At 38.9% G+C, this 26,578-nt stretch carries 25 protein-coding genes, 1 other RNA gene and 1 pseudogene; 21 read left to right on the plus strand and 6 right to left on the minus strand.

Translation table 11 applies throughout. The annotated features are described in order from the left end of the window. The first annotated feature begins 407 nt into the window (after positions 1 to 407). A complete protein-coding gene (locus tag SH603_RS02805) occupies positions 408 to 1,694 on the plus strand; it encodes an ISL3 family transposase (RefSeq protein WP_321533655.1) in 1,287 nt (428 codons plus the stop codon). A 121-nt stretch (positions 1,695 to 1,815) separates the two neighbouring features. Here SH603_RS02805 and SH603_RS02810 read toward each other — a convergent pair whose 3' ends face one another. From SH603_RS02810 to nrdH, 4 genes are all read right to left on the minus strand, one after another. Continuing rightward, a complete protein-coding gene (locus SH603_RS02810) occupies positions 1,816 to 2,784 on the minus strand; it encodes an IS30 family transposase (protein WP_321534056.1) in 969 nt (322 codons plus the stop codon). A gap of 140 nt (positions 2,785 to 2,924) precedes the next feature. After that, positions 2,925 to 3,944, minus strand: coding sequence for a class 1b ribonucleoside-diphosphate reductase subunit beta (gene nrdF / locus SH603_RS02815; protein ID WP_003670529.1), 1,020 nt, complete (start codon positions 3,942 to 3,944; stop codon positions 2,925 to 2,927). Between the two features lie 115 nt (positions 3,945 to 4,059). After that, positions 4,060 to 6,231, minus strand: a complete 2,172-nt coding sequence (gene nrdE / locus SH603_RS02820) for a class 1b ribonucleoside-diphosphate reductase subunit alpha (protein ID WP_169471621.1) — start codon at positions 6,229 to 6,231, stop codon at positions 4,060 to 4,062. A 99-nt stretch (positions 6,232 to 6,330) separates the two neighbouring features. After that, complete coding sequence (nrdH, locus tag SH603_RS02825) at positions 6,331 to 6,552, minus strand: glutaredoxin-like protein NrdH (RefSeq protein WP_003666324.1); 222 nt, start codon at positions 6,550 to 6,552, stop codon at positions 6,331 to 6,333. Between the two features lie 308 nt (positions 6,553 to 6,860). Here nrdH and SH603_RS02830 point away from each other — a divergent pair, with 308 nt between their 5' ends. From SH603_RS02830 to tsaD, 20 genes are all read left to right on the plus strand, one after another. Next, complete coding sequence (locus tag SH603_RS02830) at positions 6,861 to 7,991, plus strand: IS30 family transposase (protein WP_013923736.1); 1,131 nt, start codon at positions 6,861 to 6,863, stop codon at positions 7,989 to 7,991. 110 nt (positions 7,992 to 8,101) lie between these two features. Next, positions 8,102 to 8,614: a tRNA adenosine(34) deaminase TadA gene (gene tadA / locus SH603_RS02835; RefSeq protein WP_153702364.1), complete on the plus strand. Its 513-nt coding sequence runs from the start codon at positions 8,102 to 8,104 to the stop codon at positions 8,612 to 8,614. Between the two features lie 35 nt (positions 8,615 to 8,649). After that, an RNA gene (ffs, locus tag SH603_RS02840) (signal recognition particle sRNA small type) lies at positions 8,650 to 8,747 on the plus strand. Positions 8,748 to 8,885: 138 nt separating this feature from the next. Further along, positions 8,886 to 10,742, plus strand: coding sequence for a DNA polymerase III subunit gamma/tau (gene dnaX / locus SH603_RS02845; RefSeq protein WP_169472712.1), 1,857 nt, complete (start codon positions 8,886 to 8,888; stop codon positions 10,740 to 10,742). 20 nt (positions 10,743 to 10,762) lie between these two features. Then, on the plus strand, positions 10,763 to 11,071 hold the full coding sequence (locus tag SH603_RS02850; protein ID WP_225436741.1) for a YbaB/EbfC family nucleoid-associated protein: 309 nt from the start codon (positions 10,763 to 10,765) through the stop codon (positions 11,069 to 11,071). Positions 11,072 to 11,074: 3 nt separating this feature from the next. Then, complete coding sequence (recR, locus tag SH603_RS02855; RefSeq protein WP_003666331.1) at positions 11,075 to 11,677, plus strand: recombination mediator RecR; 603 nt, start codon at positions 11,075 to 11,077, stop codon at positions 11,675 to 11,677. Positions 11,678 to 11,681: 4 nt separating this feature from the next. Further along, entirely contained in the window at positions 11,682 to 11,930 is a 249-nt protein-coding gene (locus tag SH603_RS02860) for a YaaL family protein (RefSeq protein WP_003667379.1), read from the plus strand. 9 nt (positions 11,931 to 11,939) lie between these two features. After that, a complete protein-coding gene (tmk, locus tag SH603_RS02865) occupies positions 11,940 to 12,581 on the plus strand; it encodes a dTMP kinase (protein WP_169471625.1) in 642 nt (213 codons plus the stop codon). 19 nt (positions 12,582 to 12,600) lie between these two features. Continuing rightward, positions 12,601 to 12,924 (plus strand): cyclic-di-AMP receptor, encoded by a 324-nt coding sequence (locus SH603_RS02870; protein WP_003666336.1) that lies wholly within the window; start codon positions 12,601 to 12,603, stop codon positions 12,922 to 12,924. Between the two features lie 14 nt (positions 12,925 to 12,938). Then, positions 12,939 to 13,952, plus strand: coding sequence for a DNA polymerase III subunit delta' (gene holB / locus SH603_RS02875; protein WP_321534057.1), 1,014 nt, complete (start codon positions 12,939 to 12,941; stop codon positions 13,950 to 13,952). A gap of 10 nt (positions 13,953 to 13,962) precedes the next feature. Then, entirely contained in the window at positions 13,963 to 14,313 is a 351-nt protein-coding gene (locus SH603_RS02880; protein ID WP_003676322.1) for a DNA replication initiation control protein YabA, read from the plus strand. Between the two features lie 8 nt (positions 14,314 to 14,321). Then, positions 14,322 to 15,188 (plus strand): 16S rRNA (cytidine(1402)-2'-O)-methyltransferase, encoded by an 867-nt coding sequence (rsmI, locus tag SH603_RS02885; RefSeq protein ID WP_169471627.1) that lies wholly within the window; start codon positions 14,322 to 14,324, stop codon positions 15,186 to 15,188. Between the two features lie 9 nt (positions 15,189 to 15,197). After that, positions 15,198 to 15,959: an acyl-[acyl-carrier-protein] thioesterase gene (locus SH603_RS02890; RefSeq protein ID WP_169471628.1), complete on the plus strand. Its 762-nt coding sequence runs from the start codon at positions 15,198 to 15,200 to the stop codon at positions 15,957 to 15,959. A gap of 165 nt (positions 15,960 to 16,124) precedes the next feature. Continuing rightward, positions 16,125 to 17,639 (plus strand): exopolyphosphatase, encoded by a 1,515-nt coding sequence (locus SH603_RS02895; protein WP_169472713.1) that lies wholly within the window; start codon positions 16,125 to 16,127, stop codon positions 17,637 to 17,639. Between the two features lies 1 nt (position 17,640). Then, the gene (locus SH603_RS02900; RefSeq protein WP_321534058.1) at positions 17,641 to 19,884 is read left to right on the plus strand and encodes an RNA degradosome polyphosphate kinase; all 2,244 of its coding nucleotides are present in this window, start codon (positions 17,641 to 17,643) and stop codon (positions 19,882 to 19,884) included. A gap of 3 nt (positions 19,885 to 19,887) precedes the next feature. After that, on the plus strand, positions 19,888 to 20,859 hold the full coding sequence (locus tag SH603_RS02905) for a Ppx/GppA family phosphatase (protein ID WP_169472715.1): 972 nt from the start codon (positions 19,888 to 19,890) through the stop codon (positions 20,857 to 20,859). Positions 20,860 to 20,969: 110 nt separating this feature from the next. Beyond that, complete coding sequence (gene galE, locus SH603_RS02910; protein WP_003670504.1) at positions 20,970 to 21,965, plus strand: UDP-glucose 4-epimerase GalE; 996 nt, start codon at positions 20,970 to 20,972, stop codon at positions 21,963 to 21,965. Positions 21,966 to 22,110: 145 nt separating this feature from the next. Beyond that, the gene (tsaB, locus tag SH603_RS02915) at positions 22,111 to 22,836 is read left to right on the plus strand and encodes a tRNA (adenosine(37)-N6)-threonylcarbamoyltransferase complex dimerization subunit type 1 TsaB (protein WP_321534059.1); all 726 of its coding nucleotides are present in this window, start codon (positions 22,111 to 22,113) and stop codon (positions 22,834 to 22,836) included. Further along, a complete protein-coding gene (gene rimI / locus SH603_RS02920) occupies positions 22,820 to 23,374 on the plus strand; it encodes a ribosomal protein S18-alanine N-acetyltransferase (RefSeq protein ID WP_321534060.1) in 555 nt (184 codons plus the stop codon). The genes tsaB and rimI overlap by 17 nt, the downstream gene beginning before the upstream one ends. 18 nt (positions 23,375 to 23,392) lie before the next feature. After that, positions 23,393 to 24,424, plus strand: coding sequence for a tRNA (adenosine(37)-N6)-threonylcarbamoyltransferase complex transferase subunit TsaD (gene tsaD, locus SH603_RS02925; protein ID WP_321534061.1), 1,032 nt, complete (start codon positions 23,393 to 23,395; stop codon positions 24,422 to 24,424). Positions 24,425 to 24,537: 113 nt separating this feature from the next. Here the strand turns inward: tsaD and proC are convergent, their stop codons facing one another. Together proC and SH603_RS02935 are read right to left on the minus strand one after the other, a co-directional pair. Next, on the minus strand, positions 24,538 to 25,311 hold the full coding sequence (gene proC / locus SH603_RS02930; protein WP_321534062.1) for a pyrroline-5-carboxylate reductase: 774 nt from the start codon (positions 25,309 to 25,311) through the stop codon (positions 24,538 to 24,540). 17 nt (positions 25,312 to 25,328) lie between these two features. After that, a pseudogene (locus SH603_RS02935) lies at positions 25,329 to 26,573 on the minus strand (glutamate-5-semialdehyde dehydrogenase). Between the last annotated feature and the right edge of the window lie 5 nt (positions 26,574 to 26,578).

Genomic DNA, 26,578 nt, shown 5'->3' on the forward strand with positions numbered 1-26,578 from the left:
ATGTATAATATTACTACATTTTTTTGCTTTGTAAATACCTTTGTGAATGTTTAAACAATGGTTATTTTTTGCGAATTCGCTTACAATATTGTCTTTATAATACTTGTATAGCAAGAAAAAACATTGGTATTATTTTTGCGATTAAGGGATGGCTGAATTCAATAACTACTCATAATTGCAGTACATTTCACAAATTTAACTATGAAGATAACTATATTAATGGAACTTAGCTAGTTATTAAGTTAACTAATCAATTTAGCCTATTTTTTGGCTCTACAATATCTGGTGTTGATATAGAAATATCACTTTCTATACCAATACTAGATTTTTTGTTTTTAAACTAAAAAAGAGGCATGCCCTCTGATACAATGAAATCGCCAAATCACATAGTAAAGAAGGTAACCTCCATGGATAATGATACAAGGACTCTCCTCAATTTAACAGACCCTCATTTAAATTTTCCTCATCATTGGCTTAAATATAAATCAATTAAAAACGTTCGGGTGGCACAAATATCCTGTACCCTTTCTTATATCCCGCGTGCTTGTCCAAATTGTGGCGTTATTAATCGTGGACAAATCTTAAAATATGGTTTTTATCAAGCTAAATACAAATATGGACAATTTAGGGCTCAACCATTAATGTTGCTTGTTAATACTCAACGTTTTCAATGTCCTGACTGCCATACAACATTTAATGCGACTAGTTATCTTTTTGAAAAGCAACGAACAATTAGTCGTGATTTAAGGCGTGAAATTATTCTTCGGTTAACGCGAATTCAAACAATTAAAGATATTGCCCATGATTTGTTTATCAGTGAAGCTTCGGTCCAGCGGGTCCTTTTGGACCTCGCTGATCAATACAAGCCGAATTTAAACTATCTACCGGAAACACTATGTATTGATGAATTTAAATCAATGCGGAGCGCTAAAGGTAAGATGAGTTTCATCGCTGTTGATGGTGATCGGAGTTGCTTATTTGAACTCCTTGAAGATCGGCGATTACGTAGTTTATTTAAGCATTATCAACAGTTTACACGTGCTGCCCGTTGCCGGGTAAAATATCTGGTAATGGATATGAACGCTGCTTATGATCAACTAGTTAAAACCGTTTTTCCTTGTGCTCAAATCATCTATGATCGCTTTCATATTGCCAAACACCTTAATGATACGATGAATCATGTGCGAATTCATGTCTTCAATCGTTTGCGAAAAGGTGATTCTGCGGAGCAGAAACAAGCTCGGCGCCTTAAACGTTATTGGCGGCTATTTCTTCAAGATCGGGAAAATTTAAGTACAAAAGTTTATTACGAAGGACGTTATTTTAATCGCGTTGTTAATTCCATTATGATCTTAGACTTAATGTTAGCGTATGACCAAGAGTTAAGAGCCACCTATAATTTTATTCAATCCTTGAAGCGTGCTTACAATCAACGTGATTTTACAACTTTCTTTCAATTACTTAAACTCCGGCCAGACAGTGTCAGCCATTATACAATCCACCGTTGTCAAGTTTTAGCGCGCTATAAAGAGGGAATTAAGCGTGGCTTTGAGACGAAGTTCTCAAATGGTCGAACCGAAGGGATTAATAATCGAATTAAAACTATCAAACGAGTTGCCTGTGGTTATCGTTACTTTACGGCATTTAAAACGCGGATTTATTTAATTATTGGCCACCAAATTCAAACTAACTAAAAAGAACCGCCACGAATGACGATTCTAACTAGACCAATTTAATTGGCGAAAATTCATATTTGCGTATCAACACTACTTGACGTAGAGCCTATTTTTTAAAATCCTGAAATGTCAATTTAAATTAGAAAAAAGGTGAAAGTTGTTCTTCTGTGACATGACTCAAGAATACTTCTAATGGTGTACGATAATTAAGAGATTTTCGTGGGATATTGTTGCAACGATGCATTAGCTGAGTGACTAGTTCGTCTGGTAAATCGCGAAAATCTAGCTTTTTACTAAGACCATCACGACGCAAGAGGCCGTTATTATTTTCGTTTAACCCTCGTTGATTGGGAGCACCGACTTCCGCAAAATAGGTGTGAAGATCATACTTATTGGCTATTTCTCGCCATCCAGCAAATTCTTTCCCGTTATCAAAAGTAATTGATTTAACAAAGTGACGTGGCAGTTTAGCGAGCCATTGATCAAGCTGGCAATTCACTGCTTCGTCTGTTTTATGATGAATATTAAGGACAATCATTACTTTGGATTGTCGCTCTACTAGCGTCATTACCGCTCCGCGGTGAGCTTTACCTTGAACTGTATCAGCTTCAAAGTGCCCAAATTCATGTTGGTAATGCGGAAAATCACGATATCGTTGATAGATACTGCGTCCTAATTGGCCAGCTTTACCACGATGTTCCACATAGCCATTGGGATGGCGTTTTCCTTTCATCGGTAGCTGTTTAACGGAAAAGCCATACTGATTGCGGGCAAACATGCGATAAAGGGTGCGCATACTGCAGCTAATTGGGTGTTCATGACGACCAATAATAGTATCAGGAGTCCAACCTGCCTTGATTTGCGCATGGATATAGTTAACTTCGATAGTTGGCAGTTGGGTCTGCTTCCGACCACAACGACGCTTATGTCGCTGATAAGTCTGAAGATATTGGTCGATGGTTTTACCGTCGTTGAGGAAACGATAAACACGATAGATGGTTTCTTGACTACGCTGAAGTAATTTAGCAGCCCGATAAGCTTTAGTACCTTGATACCAAAAATCAGCTATGAGAGTTAATTCACGTGTGGTAAGATGTTTATAGGTCATTTGTGATTGCCTTTCTTTTGATTAGGGATATTCAAAAGTCTATCACAAATGGCTTTTTACTTTTTCTAACTTAATTTTACAAACGACGAATAAAAAAAGCCACTACTTAGAATAAACTAAATAGTGACTATATTTTTTAACTAGTCGCGAGCATTAATATCTTTTCCCGCGTTTGGATCTTTAACGTCATAATCGCTGTCATTCATTGCCTCAACAGCGCCCATGCGATATCCGTTGCCGACTTGGCTAAAAAAATCATGGTTAGAAGTGGAAGTAGAAATTCCGTTCATAACAACTGGGTTAACATCAGAAGCGGTGTCAGGGAATAGCGGATCTTGACCAAGGTTCATTAATGCCTTATTAGCGTTGTAACGGATGAAGGTTAAGACATCATCTGTCCAACCAACTTGATCATAAAGAAGATGGGTATATTTTTCTTCATTATCATATAGTTCGTAAAGGAAATTATACATCCAATCTTTCATATCCTGTTGCTGTTTTTCTGTCCGATCACGTAAACCGACTTGGAACTTGTATCCAATGTATGTCCCGTGAACTGATTCGTCCCGTAAAATTAGCTTAATGATTTCAGCCACATTGTTTAATTTGTTGTGACCAAGATAATAAAGGGGAGTATAGAAACCAGAGTAGAATAAGAAAGTTTCAAGGAAAACATTGGCTACTTTCTTTTTTAGCGGGTCTTGACTTGGATCAAGGTACATATTTGCAATTTTAACAGCCTTGTTTTGCAAGTATTCTTCTGTATCAGACCATTCAAAAATTTCTTTAATTTGGTCGGGGGTATTAAGGGTAGAGAAAATAGTTGAGTAACTCTTAGCATGAACTGATTCCATAAATTGGATGTTATTAAGAACTGCTGTTTCATGAGGAGTTTTAACATCTTCTTTAAGGGCAGTTAATCCTGCTTCTGATTGAACAGTATCAAGAAGGGTTAAACCACCAAAAACATGTCCGACAGTCCATTGATGATCGTCATCTAATTCACGCCAATCATCCATATCATTGGCAACAGGAATTCGTGTATCAAGCCAGAACTGTTCTGTTAGCTTTTCCCAAGTAGCTTTATCGATCATGTCGGAAACTTCATTCCAATTGATTGCTTTATATTGATTTACAGGTTTAAATTCTTCCAGTTTCATTGATTGAGCTCCTCCAAATACATTGCTTTTAAGTAAGTCGAGATACCAAAAGCCGTTTGTATACATAATATCAAGTTTACCAGTGCCCAACGTTTAAATCAAATTCTGATTAGGCTTAGATAACGCAGCTTTCACATTGGTTTGCTCCAATTTCAGCGCTATCGTCAGTAAATGTTCGGATATAGTAGATTGACTTAATACCGCGTTTGTAGGCATAGTGCCGTAAGATATTTAGATCACGGGTCGTCATTTTATCTGTTCGTCCATTCTTCCATTCGTAAAGGCCTGCCGGGATTGTTGACCGCATAAAGAGGGTCATCGAAAGAGATTGATCAATGTGCTGTTGTGCAGCGGCGTATGTGTCAATGACCTTTCGCATATCCATATCATAAGCAGAACGATAGTAAGGCATTGTGTCGTTTGAAAGGTATGGGGCAGGATAATAGATTTTACCGATCATCTTTTCCTGTCGTTCTTCAACACGATTAATGATAGGATGCAAACTAGCAGTTGAGTCATTAATGTAGGAAGTTGAACCATTTGGCGCTACAGCAAGACGATATTGGTTATAAAGGCCATCTTTCATCACCTTTTTTTTCAAATTCTTCCAATCTTCAATTCCAGGGATAAAAATACCTTCGAAAAGATCTTTAACAACATCTGATTGTGGGCCCCAATCCTTAGTGACATATTTGTCAAAGTAGGAACCATCCGCATATTTACTATTTTCAAAATCATGGAAAGCTTCTTGGCGCTCTTTGGCAATTTCATTCGATGATACCAATGACCAATAGTTTAAGAGCATAAAGTAAACGCCTGTAAATTCAATCGCAACAGGACTTCCGTATTGAATATGGTGCTTAGCGAGGTAGCTATGCAATCCCATTGCACCCAAACCAACTGAATGGGCAAGCCGATTTCCATTTTGAATGGTTGGGACGACATCTAGGTCTTCTACGTCACTGATTCGGGTGAGTCCCCGCATCATTGCCTTAATCGATTTACCAAAGTCAGGACTTTCCATCATGTTAGCAATGTTGGTTGAACCAAGATTACAACTGATATCAATTCCCATTTCTGAATACGATTGATCGTCATTTACTCGCGCTGGTACTTGAACTTGAGCAATCTCTGAACATAAATTACTCATCACGATTTTTCCACTAATTGGATTATCTCGGTTTTCTGTATCAATGTTGATAATGTAAGGATAGCCTGATTCTTGTTGGAGTTTGCTGATTTCATCTTCTAAGTCACGGGCATTAACTTTCTTCTTGCGAATATCATCGTTTGCCACTAAGTTATCATATTCTTTTGTGATATCGATATAGGAGAATGGCTTCCTATATACTCGTTCAACATCGTAGGGGCTAAACAAGTACATATCAGCATTCTGTTCTACCAATTCATAGAACTTATCAGGAACCGTAATTCCGAGAGAAAGGGTCTTTAAGCGGATCTTTTCATCAGCGTTTTCCTTTTTTGCTCCTAAGAATTCAATAATATCAGGGTGGAAGACACTAAGGTAAACGACTCCAGCTCCCTGACGCTGTCCAAGTTGATTGGAGTAGGAAAAACTATCTTCTAACAGTTTCATTACAGGAACAACTCCACTAGCAGCACCTTGTATTTTCTTGATTGGGGCACCAGCTTCACGAAGGTTGCTTAAATTGATTCCAACACCGCCACCAATTTTAGAAAGTTGGAGGGCAGAATTGATTGTTCGACCAATGGTATTCATGTCGTCCGTTGTTTGAATCGCAAAGCAGCTGACGAATTCTCCCCGGCGTTTACGCCCAACGTTAAGGAAAGTTGGCGTTGCGGGTTGGTAACGTTGATGGATGATTTCATCAGCGAGCTGCATTGCTAGTTCTTCATCACCGTTAGCAAGATAAAGAGCATTCATTGCGACCCGATCAATATAGTTTTCAAGGTAGTACTCTTTATCATTTGTCCGTAAGGCATATTGGGCATAGAACTTGTAAGCAGCCATAAAAGAATGGAAGTGGAAGTTTTGTGCTTTTAAATAATCGTAAAGCTTTTCAATGAACGCTTCACTATATTTATTCATAAAAGTTTCTTCAATATAATCATTTTCTTCTAACCATTGAAAACGCTCTTTTAATGAAGAAAATCTTTTGGTATTTGGCTCAACATTATTTTTGATAAAGTCTTCTAAGGCCAATTTATCTTTATCTAGTTGAATTTGTCCGTTTTTTGGGATATTTACTTCGTTGTTATAATCGTAATATTTAACTTTGGTCATATCGATATCAGATAACGCCATATTAATAACTCACTTTCTGAATTAATTTGATTATGTCAATAAAGAAGCCAGTACACCAATAGCGAATTGATGCCTGGCAAAATATTAGTTTATTTAAACTTAGGCAAGTTGGTTTAATTGATCAGGACGAAAGCCAGAAAAAGCTTGACCGTTAGGAAGCTTTACAACTGGAGTCGCCATAAAACCCTCCGACTTAAGTTGCGATATGTATTCTGGTTGTTCATCGATGTTGTGTTCAATAAATGAAATTTTGTGCTGCTCAAGGAAACGTTTTGTCATCTTGCATTGGATACAATTATTTTTTGAAAATACAGTTACCATCTTCACGAGGCCTCCTAAACGATTAGTCGATGTTTTCTAGTATAACGGTGAATTAGAAAAAATCAATTAAAAAAGCACTATATTTCGTGCTTGTGAAATAGTGAAACACAATATATAGTGATTGAGCTGGCGATTGACATCTGTGAAACTTTTTTTGATAAAATGCCTAAGCAGATGATTAATAAAATTAATGGTGGATTATAGAATGAAGTTAGCCACCCAGTTGGTGGTAAATAAAAAACGCCATTCGGCGTGACATCAGGTATCATATTAAGTGAACCAAACCTATATGAAAGGATGTCCGTCAAATGACGCACTTAAATGATACCATGTCTACTAGTTTATTGACTACTCATAAAAAGAATGCTCATCTTACTAAAGAAGAACGTGTGATGATTGCGACTTTAAAGTCGCAAGGACTTTCCAATCGCGCAATTGGTCGCCAATTAGGAGTTAATCATCAAACAATTAATAACGAGCTCAACCGTGGTACGGTCCGCCAACTTCGTCGTCAAAAATCTAATGGTAAGATTTACGAATATTCTTACTACATCTATAGTTATGAAGCTGGTCAGGCCACATATCTTGAACATCACCGCCATTCTGGTCGTCGTCGCTTATATTATTCTTCAAAGCAATTTTTACGATTAGCTGATCAGCTAATGCTTGGTGAGTTTGACGACCACCATTACTCCCCACAAGCGGTTATTTATAAGGCTCGAGATTTAATGAATGATGGCACCCTGATCCCAAAGTCGGTTGTAACTTTATATCAATGGATTAATGAGGGTGTGCTTCGTACGTCCAATTTAGACCTCTTTGAAAAACCTAAACGTAAGCATCATCGAACTCATCCGCAAGCTAAAAGGTGCTTAGGGCCTAATATTGCTCAACGACCTCAAACTGCGGACCAACGGTCCGAAATTGGCCATTGGGAACTAGATACAGTTCAGGGACAGAAAAACGGTAATGACAGTGTTGTACTAGTAATGACTGATCGCCTTTCACGAGTTAATATCACGAGTAAAATTGCTGGTAAAACTGCGCATGCAGTAAATCAGTTCTTTATAAATTTACGCCAGAAAATGGGCACAGATGCTTACTATCGCATCTTTAAGACAATAACCTCTGACAACGGTTCAGAATTTAGTGAGTTAACACAAGTTCACGATCATGTTTTCTATGCTGATCCGTATTCCCCTTGGGAACGTGGATCCAATGAGATCAATAACCGGTTTCTCCGCAAGGAGATTACCAAAGGTGAAGCTATAAATAACTATAGTAGTGCTCAGATCATAGCGACTAATGATTGGATGAATCACTATCCACGAGCTATGTTTAATGGACATTCGTCAATGGATATCTATCGTAAGGCCTTCTACCAAGAGATATCACAGCTCCATCAACCAATAATCAATTGGTCAGTATTATTTATTTGAGTCCAGTGGCTAACTTATTCTTGAAATTTAGGTAATAAAATTAATTTGAAAAACCGGTCTATTATTATACACTTAAAAGCAAGGTAATTTTAAGTACTTGGAGAAAAAGAATGAAAAAAAACAATTCATCATTATCTGAACAACAAAAGTTTATGAAGATGGCGATTGCAGAAGCAAAACAAGCCAGAATTTTAGATGAAGTACCAATTGGTGCGATTGTTGTCCACGATGGACAGGTAATTGGACGTGGTCATAATATGCGTGAAAAGTTTCAAGATGTTACCTATCACGCAGAAATGCTTGCAATTATGGAAGCATGCACAAATTTAGGGAGTTGGCGCTTAGAAGATTGCGACTTGTATGTTACGTTAGAACCGTGCATCATGTGTAGCGGTGCCATTATCAATGCACGGATAAAAAATGTTTATTATGGTGCCGCTGATCCGAAAGCAGGGGCAGTTGATAGCTTATATCATTTACTAAGTGATTCACGTTTAAATCATCAAGTTAATGTTCATTCTGGTATTTTAGGGGATGAGTGTAGCCAAATGTTAAAAAGTTTTTTCCGTGAAATTCGCCGTCGGCGGAAAGAGGCTCGAAGAAAAAATAAGACTAACCTCTAGTAATTTAAAGAAAAATAGTGTATTATACTATTTGCCGTAAGGCCTTAGAGCAAGGGCATGCTTACGAACCGTGTCAGGTCTGGAAGGAAGCAGCACTAAGTATGATATGCCTTGTGCTCTAAGTTTTATTGATAATTAAGCGGACTCGTAATAATTTGTTGCGGGTCTTTTTATTTTAAAATTTTAATTAAAATGTATTTTAACTACTTTATATGCTTAATTCCTTGTATAATATTTTATAGTATTTTAAATTCAGAAAGGGAGTCTGGCAATGAGTTATCAGGCATTATATCGTGTCTGGCGACCACAGCGATTCGATGATCTTGTCGGTCAACAGATTGTTACAAGAACCCTAAAAAACGCCATTATCACTCACCAGATAAGCCATGCATACTTGTTCGCTGGTCCACGTGGTACTGGTAAAACCTCAGCAGCGAAGATTTTTGCTAAAGCGGTTAATTGTCATCACTCTAAGGATGGCGAACCATGCAATGAGTGTGATATTTGTAAAGCAATTACAAACGGGCAATTAAATGATGTAATTGAAATCGATGCGGCTTCTAATAATGGGGTTGAAGAGATTCGTGATATTCGGGATAAGGCAAAATATGCTCCTACCCAAGCGGATTACAAAGTTTATATAATTGATGAAGTTCACATGCTTTCAACGGGGGCTTTTAATGCATTGCTAAAAACGCTTGAAGAACCACCAGCCAATGTGATTTTTATTCTTGCAACTACGGAACCCCATAAAATTCCTTTAACAATTATTTCGCGAGTTCAACGATTTGATTTTCGCCGAATTTCAGCAGAAGATGCATTTAATCGAATGAAATATATCCTTGATCAAAAGGAAGTTACTTATGATGAAAAAGCATTATGGGTAATTGCAAATGCCGCTGAAGGAGGAATGCGGGATGCGCTGAGTATTCTTGACCAGGTGCTTTCTTTCAGTGATAATGAAGTAAAGTTGGATGATGCTTTATTAGTTACAGGAAGTGTTACTAAACAGTTATTAAAGAAGTACCTTTTGGAAATTAGTAAGCATGAAGGAGCGACTGCTCTTGATACTATGAAGGATATTTTAGATGAAGGAAAAGACGGTCAGCGGTTCATTGAGGACTTGATTTCCTTTATTCGCGATATTCTGTTGTACCAAGAATCACCAAGCTTGATTAGTGTTGAAAGTACAGGACTAAAGCAGGAAGACTTTGAAGAAATAGGCCAACTTGCTTCTTCAGCAACCCTATACCAAATGATTGATGAACTAAATAATATCCAAGAAGAGATGCGCTTTACGACTCATCCAGATGTATACTTGGAAGTTCTCACAATAAAGCTTGCACAAATCGAACCACAAAAGAATATTCAATCGGTACCAGCAGTTTCTGCGGATACAAATACTGCAGCTACTAAGACGATTGAAAAATTACAACAAGAGATTCAGCAATTGCAACAAACAGTAAAGCAATTGCAACAAACAGTAAAGCAGTTGCAGAATACGCCGGTAAGGGCTAGTCGCCCATCACCTCGCCAACAAAATGAGCAACCACGAGTACAACAAAAGAAAGTGCAGGTTAATCTCAATAAGATCTACCCAGTATTAGAAAATGCGACTCGTCAAGATTTAATAAATATTCGTGAGTTATGGGGAGATATGTTGAACCTATTGTCGGTGCCACAACGGTCCTTACTTCATGTTTCACAACCGGTTGCCGCTAGTGCCGTGGGAATAATTGTTGCTTTTGATTATCCGTTCCTATTCCAGCAAGCCGCTGATGATACAACGTTGTTAGAGAATATGGAAAGTGCTTTACAACGTTTAACTGGGAATGAACGGCAAGTTGTTTTTGTACCTAAGGATAAGTGGCCAAAAATTCGGCAAGACTTTATTAAAGATCATGGTTTTGGTAAGAATCAGCAAAAGCCGCAACCTACTAAACAAAAGACACAAACTACTGAAGGAAGCGGGCAAACTCCTGTGGCCACACCGGCACCAATGGAAGAACCACCGCTACCACCAGAAGATGAAGCACTGACTGAAGAAACGTCACCTCAAGAAGATAACCAAGTAGCAACAGCACAGAAGTTATTTGGTAGTGATATTGTTAAAGTAGAAGATAATTAAGAAAAAGGATGGATGATATTATGATGCGTGGAATGAATATGCAACAAATGATGAAGCAGGCTAAGGCAATGCAAAAGAAAATGATGGCTGAACATGAAGAACTTGCTAAGCAGGAATTTGTTGGAAAGGCACCGGATGATATGGTGACTGCTACGTTTAGCGGGGATAACCAATTACTTGACTTAAAGATTAAGCCAGAAGCAGTTGATCCAGATGATATTGATATGCTTCAAGATTTGGTAATTGCTGCTGTGAAAGACGGAATGAAGCAAGTTCAAGATGCTACTCAACAAAAGCTTGGTAAATATACGCAAGGTATGGGGTTGTAAAAAGTGATCCAATATCCAGAACCATTAGCAAAATTAATTGAAAGCTATACTAAATTGCCAGGAATCGGGCAAAAGACTGCAACTCGCCTGGCATTCTACACTTTGAGTATGCAAGAAGATGATGTAACAAACTTTGCTAAATCCCTCCTGTCGGCTAAAAGGGACCTTCATAACTGTAGTATTTGTGGCAATATTACCGAAGACGACCCTTGTCCAATTTGTCGCGATAAGACCCGTGATCATTCGCAAATTCTAGTTGTTGAGCAGTCACAAGACGTTATGGCAATGGAACGGATGCATGAATATCATGGTTTATACCATGTCCTTCATGGAGTTATTTCTCCAGTTGCAGGAACAGGCCCAGAAGATATTAATATTACAAGTTTACTTAAACGACTAAAGAAAGATGATGAAGTAAAGGAAATTATTATTGCAACGAATGCTTCATCTGATGGTGAGTTGACGGCCGGTTATCTCGCTAAGCTAATTAAGCCTGCGGGAATTAAAGTTACTCGGTTGGCGCATGGGTTATCAGTTGGCGCTGATATTGACTATGCTGATGAGATGACATTATTCAAAGCAGTACAAGGGCGAACGGAGATGTAAGAAAATGTTTTTTAAGCGGCCGACTAAAGAGGTAGAACGTGAACGAAACCAACGCCTGCTAGAAGCGGTATACTCTACGAAGGCTAGTTGGGATCATGCACGTGAAACTGAACGGGCAGTATATGAAGCAAACGTTAATAGTGAACTTCATTATCGTTCCCGGATTCAAGAACAGAAATTTTTATACCTATATAAAATTGCTCGTAAGTTTAAAGTTCACGGGAAATTAAATGATGGAGTAATTGATCGCTAGGAGAGAGAAATGGACGGTAAATTTATATCATTTGAAGGACCAGATGGCGCGGGTAAGACAAGTGTAATCCAACAGATCCAAAGGGAATTGGAAGATCAGCTTGGCACAGAAAAAGTTATGTATACTCGTGAACCTGGTGGTAATAAGATCTCTGAGCAAATTCGCCAGGTACTGTTTGATAGTCAAAATACCGATATGGATGGACGGACAGAAGCATTGCTTTTTGCTGCTGCTCGTCGGCAACACATTGTTTCAGAAATAATTCCGGGGCTGAAAGCAGGCAAAGTTATTCTGTGTGATCGATTTGTAGATAGTTCCATTGCTTACCAGGGAGCTGGCCGGGGCCTTGGAGAAAAAGAAATTTGGCAAATTAATCAGTTTGCGATTGATGGATTAATGCCGGCGTTGACAATTTATCTTGATATTGAATCAGAAATTGGCTTAAAACGGATTGCTGAGCATCGCTCCAATCAAGTTAATCGATTAGACGAAGAAAAGCTTGAATTTCATCGAACTGTTCGTCAATCTTATTTAAAACTCTACCAGAATTATCCAGAACGAATAAAGTTGATTGATGCAAGCCAGCCATTGGAAAAAGTGATTGAGGACGTAAAAGCAACAATTCATGACCGGTTTTCAGATTTGTTTTAATAAAAAAGGGTGATTAATAATGAAAATGATTATTGCAATTGTTCAATCAAAAGATAGCAATCGTTTACGAAAAGCATTTAATAAAGCTGATATTCACGTTACTCAATTATCAACAACTGGTGGCTTTCTTCGTGAAGGAAATGCGACATTTTTAATTGGGATTGAGGATGACCGTGTTCAAGAAGTATTATCAGTAATTAAAAAGAATGCTGAATCACGTGAACAATATGTTACATCGCAAATGCATATGGATGTTGAAGGCGGTTCGGCATTTCCTGTCAACGTAAAGATTGGTGGGGCAACTGTCTTTGTCTTACCAGTAGAAGACTTCATTAAATTTTAAGTAGGTGAAGATGGTTGGCTGAACAGGGACAAACATGTGCAGAAAAATTACAACCAGCAATAATTACTCGTTTTCAAAAAATATTATTAAATAATGAACTTGCTCATGCTTATCTGTTTGTTGGGCCAGGTGGGTCAGGAAAGATGTCAATTGCCCAATGGTTATCGTTACGGTTGTTTTGTCTTCATCCCCAGGACAATGAACCAGATTTAACCTGTGCCGAGTGTCAGCGAATTTTATCTGGAAACCATCCTGACATTGTCTATGCCGCTCCAAAAGGTCGCCAAATAAAGGTTGATGAGATTCGCCACTTAAAAGCAGAGTTTTCTAAGAGTGCGGTAGAAGGCAATAAGAAAATTTTTATTATTAAAGATGCTGATAAAATGACAAACGGTGCAGCAAATAGTCTTCTTAAGTTTATCGAAGAACCAGGGGCTGGCGTTTATATCTTTATGCTAACGACTAATAAAAGTGCTGTCTTACCAACGATTCGATCACGAACACAGGTGATTGAACTACCACCATTAAAACGAGATGCATTGTTAACGGTTTTAACTGAACATAATATTTCACAATCTCAACAACAAATTGCTGTTGGGATTACAGATTCCGTCGCAATGATTGAACAATGGCAAGAAGATAATTGGTTTGAGAGTGCGATCGAAGGAGTCATTCAGTGGTATCAAGATACGACGCTAAATGGGATGTTAGGCTTTGTTGATGTTCAGACAATTCTGCAAAAAGTAGCTACCGACCGGGATAAACAACAAGTAGTTCTGGACTTAATTACCTTAATCTGGCGTGATACGCTAATGGTAAATTCGGGAATTACAGCAGCCAACCGTCTTCACTTTAATAATATTTTAGGAGAAATGGGAAAAGTAGTTAGAAAATACTCTTCTCAACAATTGTTAGCGGCTAGTCAGTTAACGTTGGAAACTCGTCACATGTTAGAACAAAATATTAGTTTTCAAAATATTGTTGAACAATTGACGATTCGGCTTGTGCAGGTTTTAAGCATTAGTTAGGGGCGAAAAGATGAGTGAAGAATATAGTTCAGATAATCTTTATGAACAATTTGCGCAGGTGATGAACCAGACTCAGGATTTGGTTAATAAAATGGAGCAGTTGCAGGCAAAAATTATTGCTATTTCTGAGGAAAATGTGGAACTTTCAATTGAAAACAAGCATTTGCGTCAGATGATTAAAGAAAAGCAGCCACACCATAGTGAAAATCAATTATCGGGATCACGGCAAAATTTAAAAGAACTTTACCAACAGGGGTTCCATGTTTGTAGTGAGTACTATGGTAAGCGTCTTGAGCCTAATGAATCTTGTACTTTTTGTTTAGATGCAATATTTGGACACGAACAAGGAATGACAAAATAGGAGATAGTATGCAGCAAATTAGTAGTTTTAATGATCACCAATCAGGAAGTTTATATTTGGTTCCAACCCCAATTGGAAATTTAGATGATATGACTTTCCGTGCAATTAAAACCTTAAAAGAAGTGGATCTGATTGCTGCTGAAGATACACGTCATACTCAGCAACTATTAAACCATTTTGATATATCGACTCGTCAAATTAGTTTTCATGAGCATAATACTGAACAACGTGTTCCGGAATTAATTGAGAAGTTAAAAGCTGGTTATTCGATTGCCCAGTGCAGCGATGCAGGGATGCCTTCGATTTCTGACCCCGGCAAGGAATTGGTAGCGGCAGCCGTTAGAGAAGAGTTGCCAGTAATCCCGCTTCCGGGAGCTAATGCAGGATTGACGGCTCTTATTGCTTCGGGGTTAGTTCCCCAGCCGTTCTACTTCTTTGGCTTTTTAGAGCGTAAACACCAGCAGCAAGTAACGGCACTGGAGCAATTGAAAGAGCGTAAAGAAACGATGATCTTTTATGAAGCTCCGCACCGCTTAAAAAAGACTTTAGCTACGATGGCGGAAGTTTTTGGCGGTGAACGGCGGGTTGTATTAGCACGGGAACTCACTAAACGCTATGAAGAGTTTACCCGGGGAACACTTGCTGAAGTAACTGCCTGGTTTGAAGATCATCAACCACGAGGCGAATTCGTTATTTTAGTAGCAGGGAATGAACACCCCACAGAGAAGACGGATAATGAGATTGAATTACCATTAACAGAGCAGGTTGATAAGGAAATTTTAAATGGTCTTTCCACTAATGCTGCGATTAAGCTGGTGGCAAAGAAAAATAATATAAAACGCCAGGAATTATATAAACAATATCATCAATTGTAGGAGAAAAGTATGGAGTTAAAGCAAGAAGCACAAACATTCGAAATGCCGCACTTACTAACATATTATGAGTGTGATGAAACAAGTCATCCAAGCTTGAGTATGGTATTGAGTATGATTTCCATGGTATCCGATGAGCACAGTATGTTTTTAGGAATGGGAACCGAAGAAATACAGGCTACTGGCGGTACGTGGGTAGTAAGCGGCTATGAAGGACACCTTTCCGCAAAGCAGCCTTCTTTTGGGGAAACTGTCATTTTAGGAACAAAAGCTGTTTCCTATAACCGCTTTTTTGCTGTTCGTGATTTTTGGATAATGGATAAAGAACACCAGATTGAATATGCACGAATTAGGTCGATTTTTGTGTTTATGAATCTAAAGACGCGGCGAATGCAATCCATTCCACCTGCTTTAATTGAGCCGTTTAAAGCTCCTGTTGCGAAAAGGATTCCGCGCCTAAAACGACCTCAAAAATTAGATGAAAATGCTTCAGTAATAAAGAAAAATTATCAAGTTCGTTATTTTGAACTTGATGCTAATCACCATGTTAATAATGCGCGTTACTTTGATTGGCTTCTTGATCCTCTTGGCCGTGATTTTTTACGAGAGAATCAGATAAAAAGATTTAATTTGCAGTATCTTCAAGAGGTACGCAATGGGGAAATTGTGGAAAGCAAAGTTAATAAGCTCCAAACAAATGATGGAACGGTAACTTACCACCAGATTGGCGTTGATAAGCAAGTTGATGCAATTGCTGAGATAGAATGGTATTAAAAATTAATCAATGAATAATAGCGACTGGTTTCTAGGCAGGAAATTAGTTGCTATTTTATTTTAGTCCTAAATATTAGACGAAAAGATCTTAAATGGTTTAATGTAGAGACATTTAAAGGAAGATGGTATTCTATGAATAGTAGTAATTATGAGGAGTGAGTTGACGTGAAAAGATCTTTAACGGCGATTATTTACCTCGAACCCGATCAGGTTAATTTACGGATCATTGAGATACCTACTTTAAAAGTGATAAATAATGTTCGATCGGGCCTTCTAAATATCGGAAACGCTAAAGTTGCTAATTATTCGGAAAATATGACTGCAATTGTTAATAATATTGAAGGATTTAAGCAGATTATTAATGACTACCAGGCAACACCAGTTAAATTTTATGGCGATTTAGAAGACCTTGACCCAGTTGCAACTAGGTATGTGGCCGACCAGTTAGAAGTTCGGACAGGATTACAGATTGAATGGTTAAACAATAACCAGCTAATGGCACAGTCGATGAGTTATCTTTTAACCTTGCTACCAGATTTTGAAAAACTTAGTAAACACAATATGTATCTTCTAAGTATCGGTCTTAGCTCGACTACCTTAGCTTATTTTCACCATGGAAGCTTTGAACGGGCATGGGATATTGATCTTGGTAATGCAAAAATCAGTCAGTTGGTGGGGCGTCTCCGAAAAACTGCTACCAATCCAACTGAAATTATCCAAGATTATATCAGTAGTAAATTAGAATACTTAACACCAGAACTGACAAAGAAAAAGCATACAGTAATGATGGTGCAAAATGCCCTCTCACTCAATAAATTATTTTTGCCAAATGATCAGCAAATCGCGGAAGTTCCCCTAAATAAATTTCATGATGATTACCAAAAGATTTTATCGCCAGTAAAAGATGGCTTAATGAAAAATATTCAGATTGATGACCAACAATTTGAATTATTATTACCAAATTATTTAGTAATGGCGCGAACAGTGCGCTTAATTCAACCAGCAGGCCTTTACGTAACTGATATTTCAACGATGGATGGGATTTCCCATGGAATTGGGGTTGATAATCCTAAAACGAGACGGCAAATTAATGAAATGATCAGAACAGCTGCCGACAATATTTCTTCACGATACGGTGTTGATTCAGCTCATCGGGATTTTGTAACGCGCTTTTCACTCCAACTCTTTGATCAATTGCGCCCAATTCATCGTCTTGGTCAGCATGAGCGATTATTATTAGAAATTGCTAGTAGAATTGATGACATTGGTAATTTTATTAATCAACGGGGACACTACCGCCACTCTGCTTATATTATGGAGGCTAATCCTCTAATTGGGCTTTCAGATAAAGATAATCGGATTATTGCTGAAGTGGCAAGATATCATAGTGCAGAGTCTCCAGATATTAGTCAAGCTCATTACCGCCATCTCGATGATGAGATCCAGATGCCAGTAGCAAAATTAGCTGCTATTTTACGATTGGTGGATGCATTAGATGATTCGCGGCTGCAAAAAATTTCAAGTATTAGATTGAAGCTGGTAGGAGATAGCCGCTTAATCATTAAAGCAATAGCCAATGATGACCTTGTTCTTGAAAAGTGGTCTTTTAGTAAAAAATCACAACTATTTAAGGATGTATACGGAATTGAACCGGTCTTAACTGAGAGGAGCGATCATTAAGATGTATAAGGAGTTTTATAAGCCGCAGAATTATGTTAATCGAGAATTGAGTTGGATTGACTTTAATGGCCGAGTACTGGGAGAGGCAACTGATACTGCTAATCCTTTGTTAGAACGTGCTAACTTCTTGGGAATTACTCAAAGCAATGTTGATGAATTCTTTATGGTGCGGGTTGCATCGCTTCATAAGCTTGCTGCTGCCAATGTTACTACTACTGATGCGTCTGGTCTGACTCCAGAAGAGCAGTTGGATGCAGTAAATGAAAAAGAACACCGGATGGTTAAGCAACGGTATGAAGTTTATAATCAGCAAATCATCCCGGACCTTGCTAAAAATAATATTCATATTCTCCATGTCCCCAAACTTGACGAGAAGCAATATGAATTTATTCGTCGGTACTTTAATGATGAGCTGATGCCAGTTTTGACTCCCATGGCAGATGATGCCTCACGTCCTTTTCCTTTTATCTCCAATAATTCTTTAAATATTGCTGTTCAGCTACGGCGTCAAATCCGTTCAACAAGTGAACCAGTTGCAGAGGAAATTCTAGAGGGAGATCAAGAAGTTCATCGTCCACAAATGGAACCACATGATGATCGTCAAGAAGCAGATATCAAATTTGCAACAGTCCGTGTTCCAGAAATTTATAAGCGGTTAGTTCGGTTACCAGGAGAAAATAGCTTCATTTTGATTGATGAAATCATTACTGAATTTCTGAGCGCGCTTTTTCCAGGATACGAGATCTTAGCTACAGCGTCATATCGAGTTATGCGGGATATGGACTTAGATGTGGCTGAAGAAGATACGTCTGATTTGCTCCGGGCAGTCAAACGGCAATTGCGGGAACGAGAGCATGGACAGGTGATGCGCCTAGAAGTTCCTGCTTCTATCGATGAATGGTTAAAAGATCAATTAATTGATAATCTGCATGTAAGTGAACGGTCACTGTATGAAGTAGATGGTCCCGTCGATTTAACTTTCTTAAAAAAATTATCGGGGATGGTTGATGGTCATGATGACTTGCGCTATCCACCATATAAGCCATACCTCAACCCAGCGTTAGATATGGATCATAATATTTTTTCTTCAATTCGCCAAAAGGATTACCTAATGCAGCATCCTTATGATAATTTTCAAGCCGTGGTCAACTTTATTCATCAAGCAGCCATTGATCCAGATGTTTTGGCAATCAAGATGACTCTTTATCGGGTCTCTGGTAATTCATCGATTATTAAGTATCTCGGAATGGCCGCGCAACAGGGTAAGCAAGTAACGGTTTTAGTTGAAGTTAAAGCGCGGTTTGATGAACAAAATAACGTTCGGTGGGCACAACGGCTTGAACAGATGGGGTGCCACGTTATTTACGGTTTAGTTGGCCTTAAAACGCACTGTAAAGTTGCTTTGGTTATCCGTCGCGATGAAGATGGGCTGCGGCGTTATATGCACCTAGGAACTGGGAACTATAATGATGTAACAGCTCATTTTTACACTGATATGGGATTATTTACTTGTGACCATGAGCTGGGCATCGATATGACAAACCTGTTTAATATGCTGTCAGGATTTGCACGGCCAGCTTATTTCAATGAATTACGGGTATCTCCTGATGGGATTCGGACATTTATTAATGCCAAAATTGATGAGCAAATTGAAAATGCCAAAAATGGTAATCCTACGTTAATTCGGATGAAGATGAATTCCTTGTCTGACAAGCAAATCATTGCCCGCCTATACGCTGCTGCTGCTAGTGGAGTTAAGGTTGAGTTATTAATTCGAGGCATTACCTGTTTAAGGAACGATTTGCCAGAATTGCATGGGAATATTGAGGTTCATTCGATTATTGGGCGTTTCCTTGAACACTCCCGGATCTACTACTTTAAGAGTAATGGTCATGAGGAAGTCTACCTCGCAAGTGCCGATATGATGACGAGAAATCTTAATCGACGAGTTGAAGAATTGTATCCCGTTACCCAGCCAGACACAAAAGCTCATGCAATTCATATTTTTGACGTTATGTGGAAAGATAATATCAAGGCTCGACGGTTAGTAGGAGATCATTACGAACGGATTGATCGTGGTGATGTCGCACCATTCAGTTCACAAGAATACTTTGTTAAACAAGCAATGAAATTGAATGCGCGTGAGAAAAAGGAGAAGAAAGCAAAAAAACATTTTTCTTCTGTTTTTGAAACTTTAACTCGCCATGTTCCCAATCTTCATTTAGATGAGCGAAAGGATGAGTAATTTATGAGCAATGAGCAGTACCTTGCAATTCTTGATTTAGGTTCAAATTCAGTTCGGCTTAAAATAACAAAAATTCAAGATAACGGGAGCTTTGAAACGGTTCAATATGAAAAAAGATATGTTCGCCTCGCTTCTAATATGGGGCCAGAAAAAATGTTGAAGTCAGCTCCTGTAAAGCGGACTATTGATGCCCTAAAAGAATTTCGAACAATTTGTGATCGATACCGTAATAAGAAATTGACAATTATTGCGGTGGCGACTGCTGCGGTTCGTCAAGCACAAAATCAACTGCAATTTCTTGAAAGGTTCAAGCAAGAAACGGGCTTTGAAATTCATGTAATTAGTGGAGAACGAGAAGCATATCTTGACTATGTTGGTGTTAATCAGACTCTTCCAATTGATAAGGGAATAATTGTTGATACTGGAGGAGCAAGTATGGAATTAATCTCGGTGAATAATGGGGAAGCAGAAGAAGCGATTAGTATTCCGATCGGTTCAGTTAGCATTTCGCAAACCTACCATCTTGAAGATCAAATTAATCCAGCTGATTTATTTGATGCCATGATTAAAATTGATGAAGTTCTTTCTCAACAATTATGGCTAAATCGGATGCGGGAGACAAAAATTGTGGCACTCGGGGGATGTAACCGTGCATTAGCAAAGGTATATCGGTGGCAACAAGCTCTTAATCCTGATGAAGTCAGACCAGTTCATGGGCTAACAATGCGTTCAGAAGAAGCCTTTTTGATTATGCGGCAGCTATTAGAAACGGATCGCCAGACGCGAGCAGGAATCCGTGGAATTACGAAAGTGCGAGCGGATGTAATTGTTGGAGGACTTCTCCCCCTTATCTCTCTTGTCCGGCAATTATCAATTAATGAGATTTGCTTTAGTAATAGTGGATTAAGAGAAGGTTTATTATTTAAGTACCTTGAGCAGCAAATTAATTTTGATCAATTAAAATCCTCGCTATAAAATTATCCGCTAAAATTTTTACTTCTTTTTACTAAATTTTACTAATTAGAAACAGTAAAATTGTGCTACAATCACTATGAAAGCTTTAGTTGGAGCAAGGAGGAAACAAGATGTCAATTTTAGTTGCTGGTGGTGCCGGATATATCGGTTCCCATATGGTAAAAGATCTTATTGAAAATGGTGAAGATGTAGTAGTTGCTGATAACTTATCGACGGGTCACCGGGATGCGATTAATCCCAAGGCTAAGTTTTATGAGGGTGACATTCGTGATCGTCAATTCTTAGATAAGATTTTTGACAATGAAGATATTACTGCAGTTGTTCACTTTGCTGCTTTCTCAATTGTACCTGAATCAATGAGTAAGCCATTGAAGTACTTTGATAACAATACTGGCGGAATGATTACTTTGCTTGAAGCAATGCATGATCATGATATTAAGTATATTGTCTTCAGTTCAACCGCTGCTACTTATGGGGTTCCAGAACACATGCCAATTAAGGAAACGGACCCACAAAACCCAATTAACCCATATGGCTTGAGTAAGTTAATGATGGAAGAAATGATGGCTTGGGCTGATAAAGCTTACGGTATTAAGTTTGTTGCCCTTCGTTACTTTAATGTTGCCGGGGCTGCCCCTGATGGTACGATCGGTGAAGATCACGGTCCAGAAACGCACTTAGTTCCAATCATTCTTCAAGTTGCGCAAGGCAAGCGTGATGAATTGAGTATCTTTGGGGATGACTACAACACACCAGATGGTACCAATGTTCGTGACTATGTCCATGTTATGGATTTAGCAGATGCTCATATTCTTGCTATTAAGTACCTTAAGGAAGGTAACAAGAGTAATGCCTTTAACCTTGGTTCATCCACTGGCTTCTCTAACAAGCAAATGCTAGAAGCAGCTCGAGAAGTTACTGGTAAACCTATTCCAGCTAAAATGGCACCACGCCGTCCAGGAGATCCAGATTCATTAGTTGCTGCTAGTGATAAGGCTCGTAATGTTCTTGGATGGAGTCCTAAGTATGATGATGTTCACGACATTATTGCAACTGCTTGGAAGTGGCATTCAACTCATCCAAAGGGTTATGATGATCGCGACTAATAATCGGCTTTAAAATAACAAACAGGCTCTCAGTAAAACTTTTGCTGGGGCCTGTTTTGTCGTAAATAAACAAAAGAAATTAAAAGAGAAGTCAAAGCGGATCCAGTGTGATAAGATGTAAGATGATTGAAAGGATTGATAAAAGATGAAGATTCTAGCCGTCGATACATCCAACCACCCAATGAGCGTAGCGTTGGTTGAAGATGAGCAATTGTTGGCAACGACGACCCTTAATATGGTTCGCAATCATAGTATTTATTTAATGCCGGTAATTAGTAAGTTATTTGAGTTAGTTCAGTGGCAGCCAACAGATATTGATCGGGTAGTGGTTGCACAGGGACCAGGATCTTATACAGGAGTACGAATTGCAGTTACAACCGCTAAAGTATTGGCTGATACAGAAAAGATTGACTTAGTTGGCGTATCAAGTTTAGCAGTATTAGCACGTAATGTAGTTCCAACATCATCAGCAATTATTGTTCCTTTCTTTGATGCACGACGAGGAAATGTATTTGCTGGTGCTTACCAGTGGGAAAATGGCGAGTTAGTAAATAAAATAGAAGATCAACATCTAGGGATTGATGTTTTGCTTAATCAACTTGCAAAATCAGATCAACAAGTTGTTTTGGTAGGTCATATGACTGATAAAATTCAAGCCAAATATGATCAATTACCAGCTAATGTGACCCTTTTGCCACGATCTTATAGTATTCCGTCAACTTATCAATTAGCTCTTGCAGGTAAAATGAAGGAACCAGTTAAAGAGATTGACCCCTTTGTTCCGCATTATTTACGAATTACTGAAGCAGAGGCTACTTGGCAAAAACTTCATCCTGGAGAAAAAAGAAAAAATTATGTTCGAGAAGTTTAAAGAATGGTTTATCAATACGACCAATCCTACTAAACGACCGATCCTTGACTTTACACGACGAATAGTAATGATATCTGGTCATCAATACATGGTCCGGATGGCAAAGGAACAAGATATTCAAACCTTGGTAGAAATTGAAGAAAGAATCTATGGAAAAGCACCATGGAGTTATGCTGCTTTCCGCATTGAACTCCAACGGCCGTGTGATCGACTATATTTAGTTGTTGAGGATGACCAGCAGATTGTTGGCTTTATGGGAACAGCCATTGATTGGTACCATTATGATTTGCATATTACGAATATTGGCATTACACCAAGTTACCAAAATAAAGGAATTGGAACGTATCTTATTTCAACTGCCAAAAACTATGCCCGGCACTTAAAATTACATTCGCTGAGTTTAGAAGTACGAGTGCATAACGTATCAGCTCGTCGCTTATATGAAAGTTTAGGCTTTCGTAATCAGCATATTAAACCACATTATTACTTAGATAATCACGAAGATGCCGTGGATATGCAAGCAAACTTACTTAGGTAGAGGTGAAAGTATTTTATTATGACAGAACGCACATTAACCTTAGCGTTTGAATCAAGCTGTGATGAAACAAGTGTTGCCGTAATTGAAAATGGAACTAAAATCCTTTCCAATATTGTTGCAACGCAAATCGATAGCCATCAACGTTTTGATGGAGTAGTACCAGAAGTAGCTAGTCGACATCATATTGAACAAATTACCAAGTGTACAAATGAAGCTTTAGAGCAAGCGGATGTAGGCTATGATGACCTAGATGCTGTTGCAGTAACATACGGTCCAGGATTAGTCGGGTCATTATTAATTGGTGTGACAGCAGCAAAGGCCATCGCATGGGCTCATAACCTTCCGTTAATTCCGGTTAACCACATGGCAGGTCATATCTATGCTGCACGCTATGTTGGGGAATTCAAATATCCACAAATGGCATTGTTAGTTTCCGGTGGACATACGGAATTAGTTTATATGCCATCTGAACATGAATACCAAATTATCGGTGAAACACGTGATGATGCTGCCGGTGAAGCTTATGATAAAATTGGTCGCGTGTTGGGAGTCAATTACCCGGCAGGAAAAACGATTGATGAATGGGCGGCTAAGGGTAAGGACACTTTTAATTTCCCACGAGCAATGGAAAAAGAAGATAATTATGACTTTAGCTTTAGTGGGCTGAAGAGCGCCTTCATCAATACAGTTCATAATGCAGACCAACGTGGGGAAAAATTAGATAAATATGATCTTGCAGCCAGTTTCCAACAAAGTGTCATTGACGTGCTTGCCGAAAAAACAATGCGGGCGTTAGATGATTACCCAGTAAAGCAACTGATTTTAGCTGGTGGAGTCGCTGCAAATCATGGTCTCCGTGCTCGTTTAGATCATGACATGAAGAAATTTCATCCTGATGTACCGATGCTGCAAGCACCGTTGAAATTATGTGGTGATAATGCTGCAATGATTGGGGCTGCTGGTTATGTTAACTACAAGCATGGCGACCGTGCAGGATTAGATTTGAATGCAGTACCGGGATTGATGTTTGATCGAATTCAGAATAAATAATTATAAACACAACTCTCATAAGCAATGATGGCCTCCAGTGTTCGGTAAAACCGGACGCTGGAGGCCATTATTGTACTGCGCTGTATGGATGTAACCGCGGTCTTTTTTTGCGTTTATGATTCACCATTTGCTTTGTCAATGGCATCCATCATGGCGTAACGGAAACCATTTTTCTCCAATGCTTCCACGCCTTTGATTGTTGTACCTGCTGGTGATGTTACTTGATCACGTAATAATGCTGGAGCAAGCTTGCTATCATAGGCTAGTTTCCCCGTACCTTTTATCATACTAGCAATAACTTCATATGCAGTTTGACGATCGAGGCCATGCTTGACGGCGGCATCGCTCATTGCGTCCATCATCACATCAACAAATGCAGGGCCACAGCCGCCGATAACACCAATTATATCTAGTTGTCGTTCTGGAACTTCGATGACATCACCAAGACTATCTAAAACAGTCATTACTTTTGAAATTGCTTCAGCAGAAATTCCGGTTGGCAAGGCAAGACCAATTGTGCCGGCATTAACTTCAACTGGTGTGTTGGGAATAATATTAATAATTTCTTTATTCGGAAGCACTTTGGCTAAGTCTTCGTGAGTAATTCCAGCAGCGGCAGAGATAAAAATAGTGTGATCGTTAAGGACGGCTAATTCTTTAGCGACTACGGTTGTAATAGGGGCCGGGGTGGTCAAAATTACGATATCGGGTGTAAGGTTAACTACTTCACTGTTTGTATTAACGAGTTTAAACCCGAGCTTCTTAGCAAAGCTTGTAACACGTGAATTAACAGGGTTCATCGCACTGAGGGTAAAATTTTGCGTACGACTTAATCCCTTCATAATTGCGCTTCCCATATTTCCGACACCAATAATTGTAATTTTCATCTAAAAAACCTCCTAAATTATTTCCGAACTTGCCCATTACCGGTAATTTCATATTTGATTGTTGTTAATTGTTGTAATCCCATTGGTCCCCGGGCGTGGAGTTTTTGGGTACTGATACCAATTTCAGCGCCAAAGCCAAATTCTCCCCCATCAGTAAACCGCGTAGAGGCATTAACATAAACACAGGCAGAATTAATGGCTTGTTGGAAGCAGCGTCCCCGGGTAATGTTGTTTGTAATAATTGATTCTGAATGGTGAGTACTGTGGTGATTAATATGGTTAATTGCATCATCAAGGGAATCAACAATTTTTGCGGCCATAATTAAATCATTATATTCTGTCTCCCAGTCTTCCTCAGTAACGGGACGGATAGTTGATACTAATTGGCACGCCATTTCATCACCGCGTAATTGGACGCCATGTTCCATTAAAGCTTTGGCAATAACAGGAAGAAATTCAGCGGCAATATCGCGGTGGATAAGTAATTTTTCAGCGGCATTGCATACAGAAGGCCGTTGTACTTTTGCATTTACAGTAATATTGGTCGCCATTGTTAGGTCAGCATCCTTATCAATATAAATGTGGCAATTACCCGCACCAGTTTCGATAACTGGAACCGTAGCTGTTGTTACAACCCGCTGAATAAGGGCCCAGCCGCCTCGTGGAATCAAGACATCAATGTAGTCAGTGAGATTCATCATTTCATCAGCAATCGCATGACTAGTGTCGGTAATAAGCTGAACCGCATCGACCGGTAAATGTTGACTTTGTAATGATTCGCGAAGAATTTTTACTAAGGCAGTATTAGTCTGGATCGCTTCTTTTCCGCCCCGTAGAATAACTGCATTGCCACTCTTGAATGTGAGGCCGGTCGCGTCTACAGTTACGTTTGGTCGTGCTTCAAAGATAATGCCAATTACCCCTAATGGTACGCGCCGTTGAAGGATTTGCAACCCATCTTTGGTAATCCATCCCTTATCGATTTGGGAAGTGGGATCGTTCAAGTCGGCGATTGTTCGGAGACCATTAGCCATGTCCGCGATACGTTGGGAATTGACCATTAAACGATCCGTAAATTTAGTTGGCATCTGGGTAGCGGCGGCCAAGTCTTGTTGGTTGGCAGCGATAATTTAGTTTTTATTTTTGATTAAATCATCTGCCAATTGAAGCAATGCCTTATTTTTGGTGGCAGTGTTCATTAAAGCTAGTTTGTTTGCAGCGATTTGGGCTCTTTTTCCAATTGTAATTAAATCTTGGTTCATTATCA

This window comes from Limosilactobacillus reuteri (assembly GCF_034259105.1).
Classification (GTDB): domain Bacteria; phylum Bacillota; class Bacilli; order Lactobacillales; family Lactobacillaceae; genus Limosilactobacillus; species Limosilactobacillus reuteri_G.

Bases quoted from the DNA above. Each gene is read 5' to 3' on its own strand.
- SH603_RS02805 (WP_321533655.1), top strand. From the start codon at position 408: ATGGATAATGATACAAGGACTCTCCTCAATTTAACAGACCCTCATTTA.
- SH603_RS02810 (WP_321534056.1), bottom strand. From the start codon at position 2,784: ATGACCTATAAACATCTTACCACACGTGAATTAACTCTCATAGCTGAT.
- nrdF (WP_003670529.1), bottom strand. From the start codon at position 3,944: ATGAAACTGGAAGAATTTAAACCTGTAAATCAATATAAAGCAATCAAT.
- nrdE (WP_169471621.1), bottom strand. From the start codon at position 6,231: ATGGCGTTATCTGATATCGATATGACCAAAGTTAAATATTACGATTAT.
- nrdH (WP_003666324.1), bottom strand. From the start codon at position 6,552: ATGGTAACTGTATTTTCAAAAAATAATTGTATCCAATGCAAGATGACA.
- SH603_RS02830 (WP_013923736.1), top strand. From the start codon at position 6,861: ATGACGCACTTAAATGATACCATGTCTACTAGTTTATTGACTACTCAT.
- tadA (WP_153702364.1), top strand. From the start codon at position 8,102: ATGAAAAAAAACAATTCATCATTATCTGAACAACAAAAGTTTATGAAG.
- dnaX (WP_169472712.1), top strand. From the start codon at position 8,886: ATGAGTTATCAGGCATTATATCGTGTCTGGCGACCACAGCGATTCGAT.
- SH603_RS02850 (WP_225436741.1), top strand. From the start codon at position 10,763: ATGATGCGTGGAATGAATATGCAACAAATGATGAAGCAGGCTAAGGCA.
- SH603_RS02860 (WP_003667379.1), top strand. From the start codon at position 11,682: ATGTTTTTTAAGCGGCCGACTAAAGAGGTAGAACGTGAACGAAACCAA.
- tmk (WP_169471625.1), top strand. From the start codon at position 11,940: ATGGACGGTAAATTTATATCATTTGAAGGACCAGATGGCGCGGGTAAG.
- SH603_RS02870 (WP_003666336.1), top strand. From the start codon at position 12,601: ATGAAAATGATTATTGCAATTGTTCAATCAAAAGATAGCAATCGTTTA.
- SH603_RS02880 (WP_003676322.1), top strand. From the start codon at position 13,963: ATGAGTGAAGAATATAGTTCAGATAATCTTTATGAACAATTTGCGCAG.
- rsmI (WP_169471627.1), top strand. From the start codon at position 14,322: ATGCAGCAAATTAGTAGTTTTAATGATCACCAATCAGGAAGTTTATAT.
- SH603_RS02890 (WP_169471628.1), top strand. From the start codon at position 15,198: ATGGAGTTAAAGCAAGAAGCACAAACATTCGAAATGCCGCACTTACTA.
- SH603_RS02900 (WP_321534058.1), top strand. From the start codon at position 17,641: ATGTATAAGGAGTTTTATAAGCCGCAGAATTATGTTAATCGAGAATTG.
- SH603_RS02905 (WP_169472715.1), top strand. From the start codon at position 19,888: ATGAGCAATGAGCAGTACCTTGCAATTCTTGATTTAGGTTCAAATTCA.
- galE (WP_003670504.1), top strand. From the start codon at position 20,970: ATGTCAATTTTAGTTGCTGGTGGTGCCGGATATATCGGTTCCCATATG.
- tsaB (WP_321534059.1), top strand. From the start codon at position 22,111: ATGAAGATTCTAGCCGTCGATACATCCAACCACCCAATGAGCGTAGCG.
- rimI (WP_321534060.1), top strand. From the start codon at position 22,820: ATGTTCGAGAAGTTTAAAGAATGGTTTATCAATACGACCAATCCTACT.
- tsaD (WP_321534061.1), top strand. From the start codon at position 23,393: ATGACAGAACGCACATTAACCTTAGCGTTTGAATCAAGCTGTGATGAA.
- proC (WP_321534062.1), bottom strand. From the start codon at position 25,311: ATGAAAATTACAATTATTGGTGTCGGAAATATGGGAAGCGCAATTATG.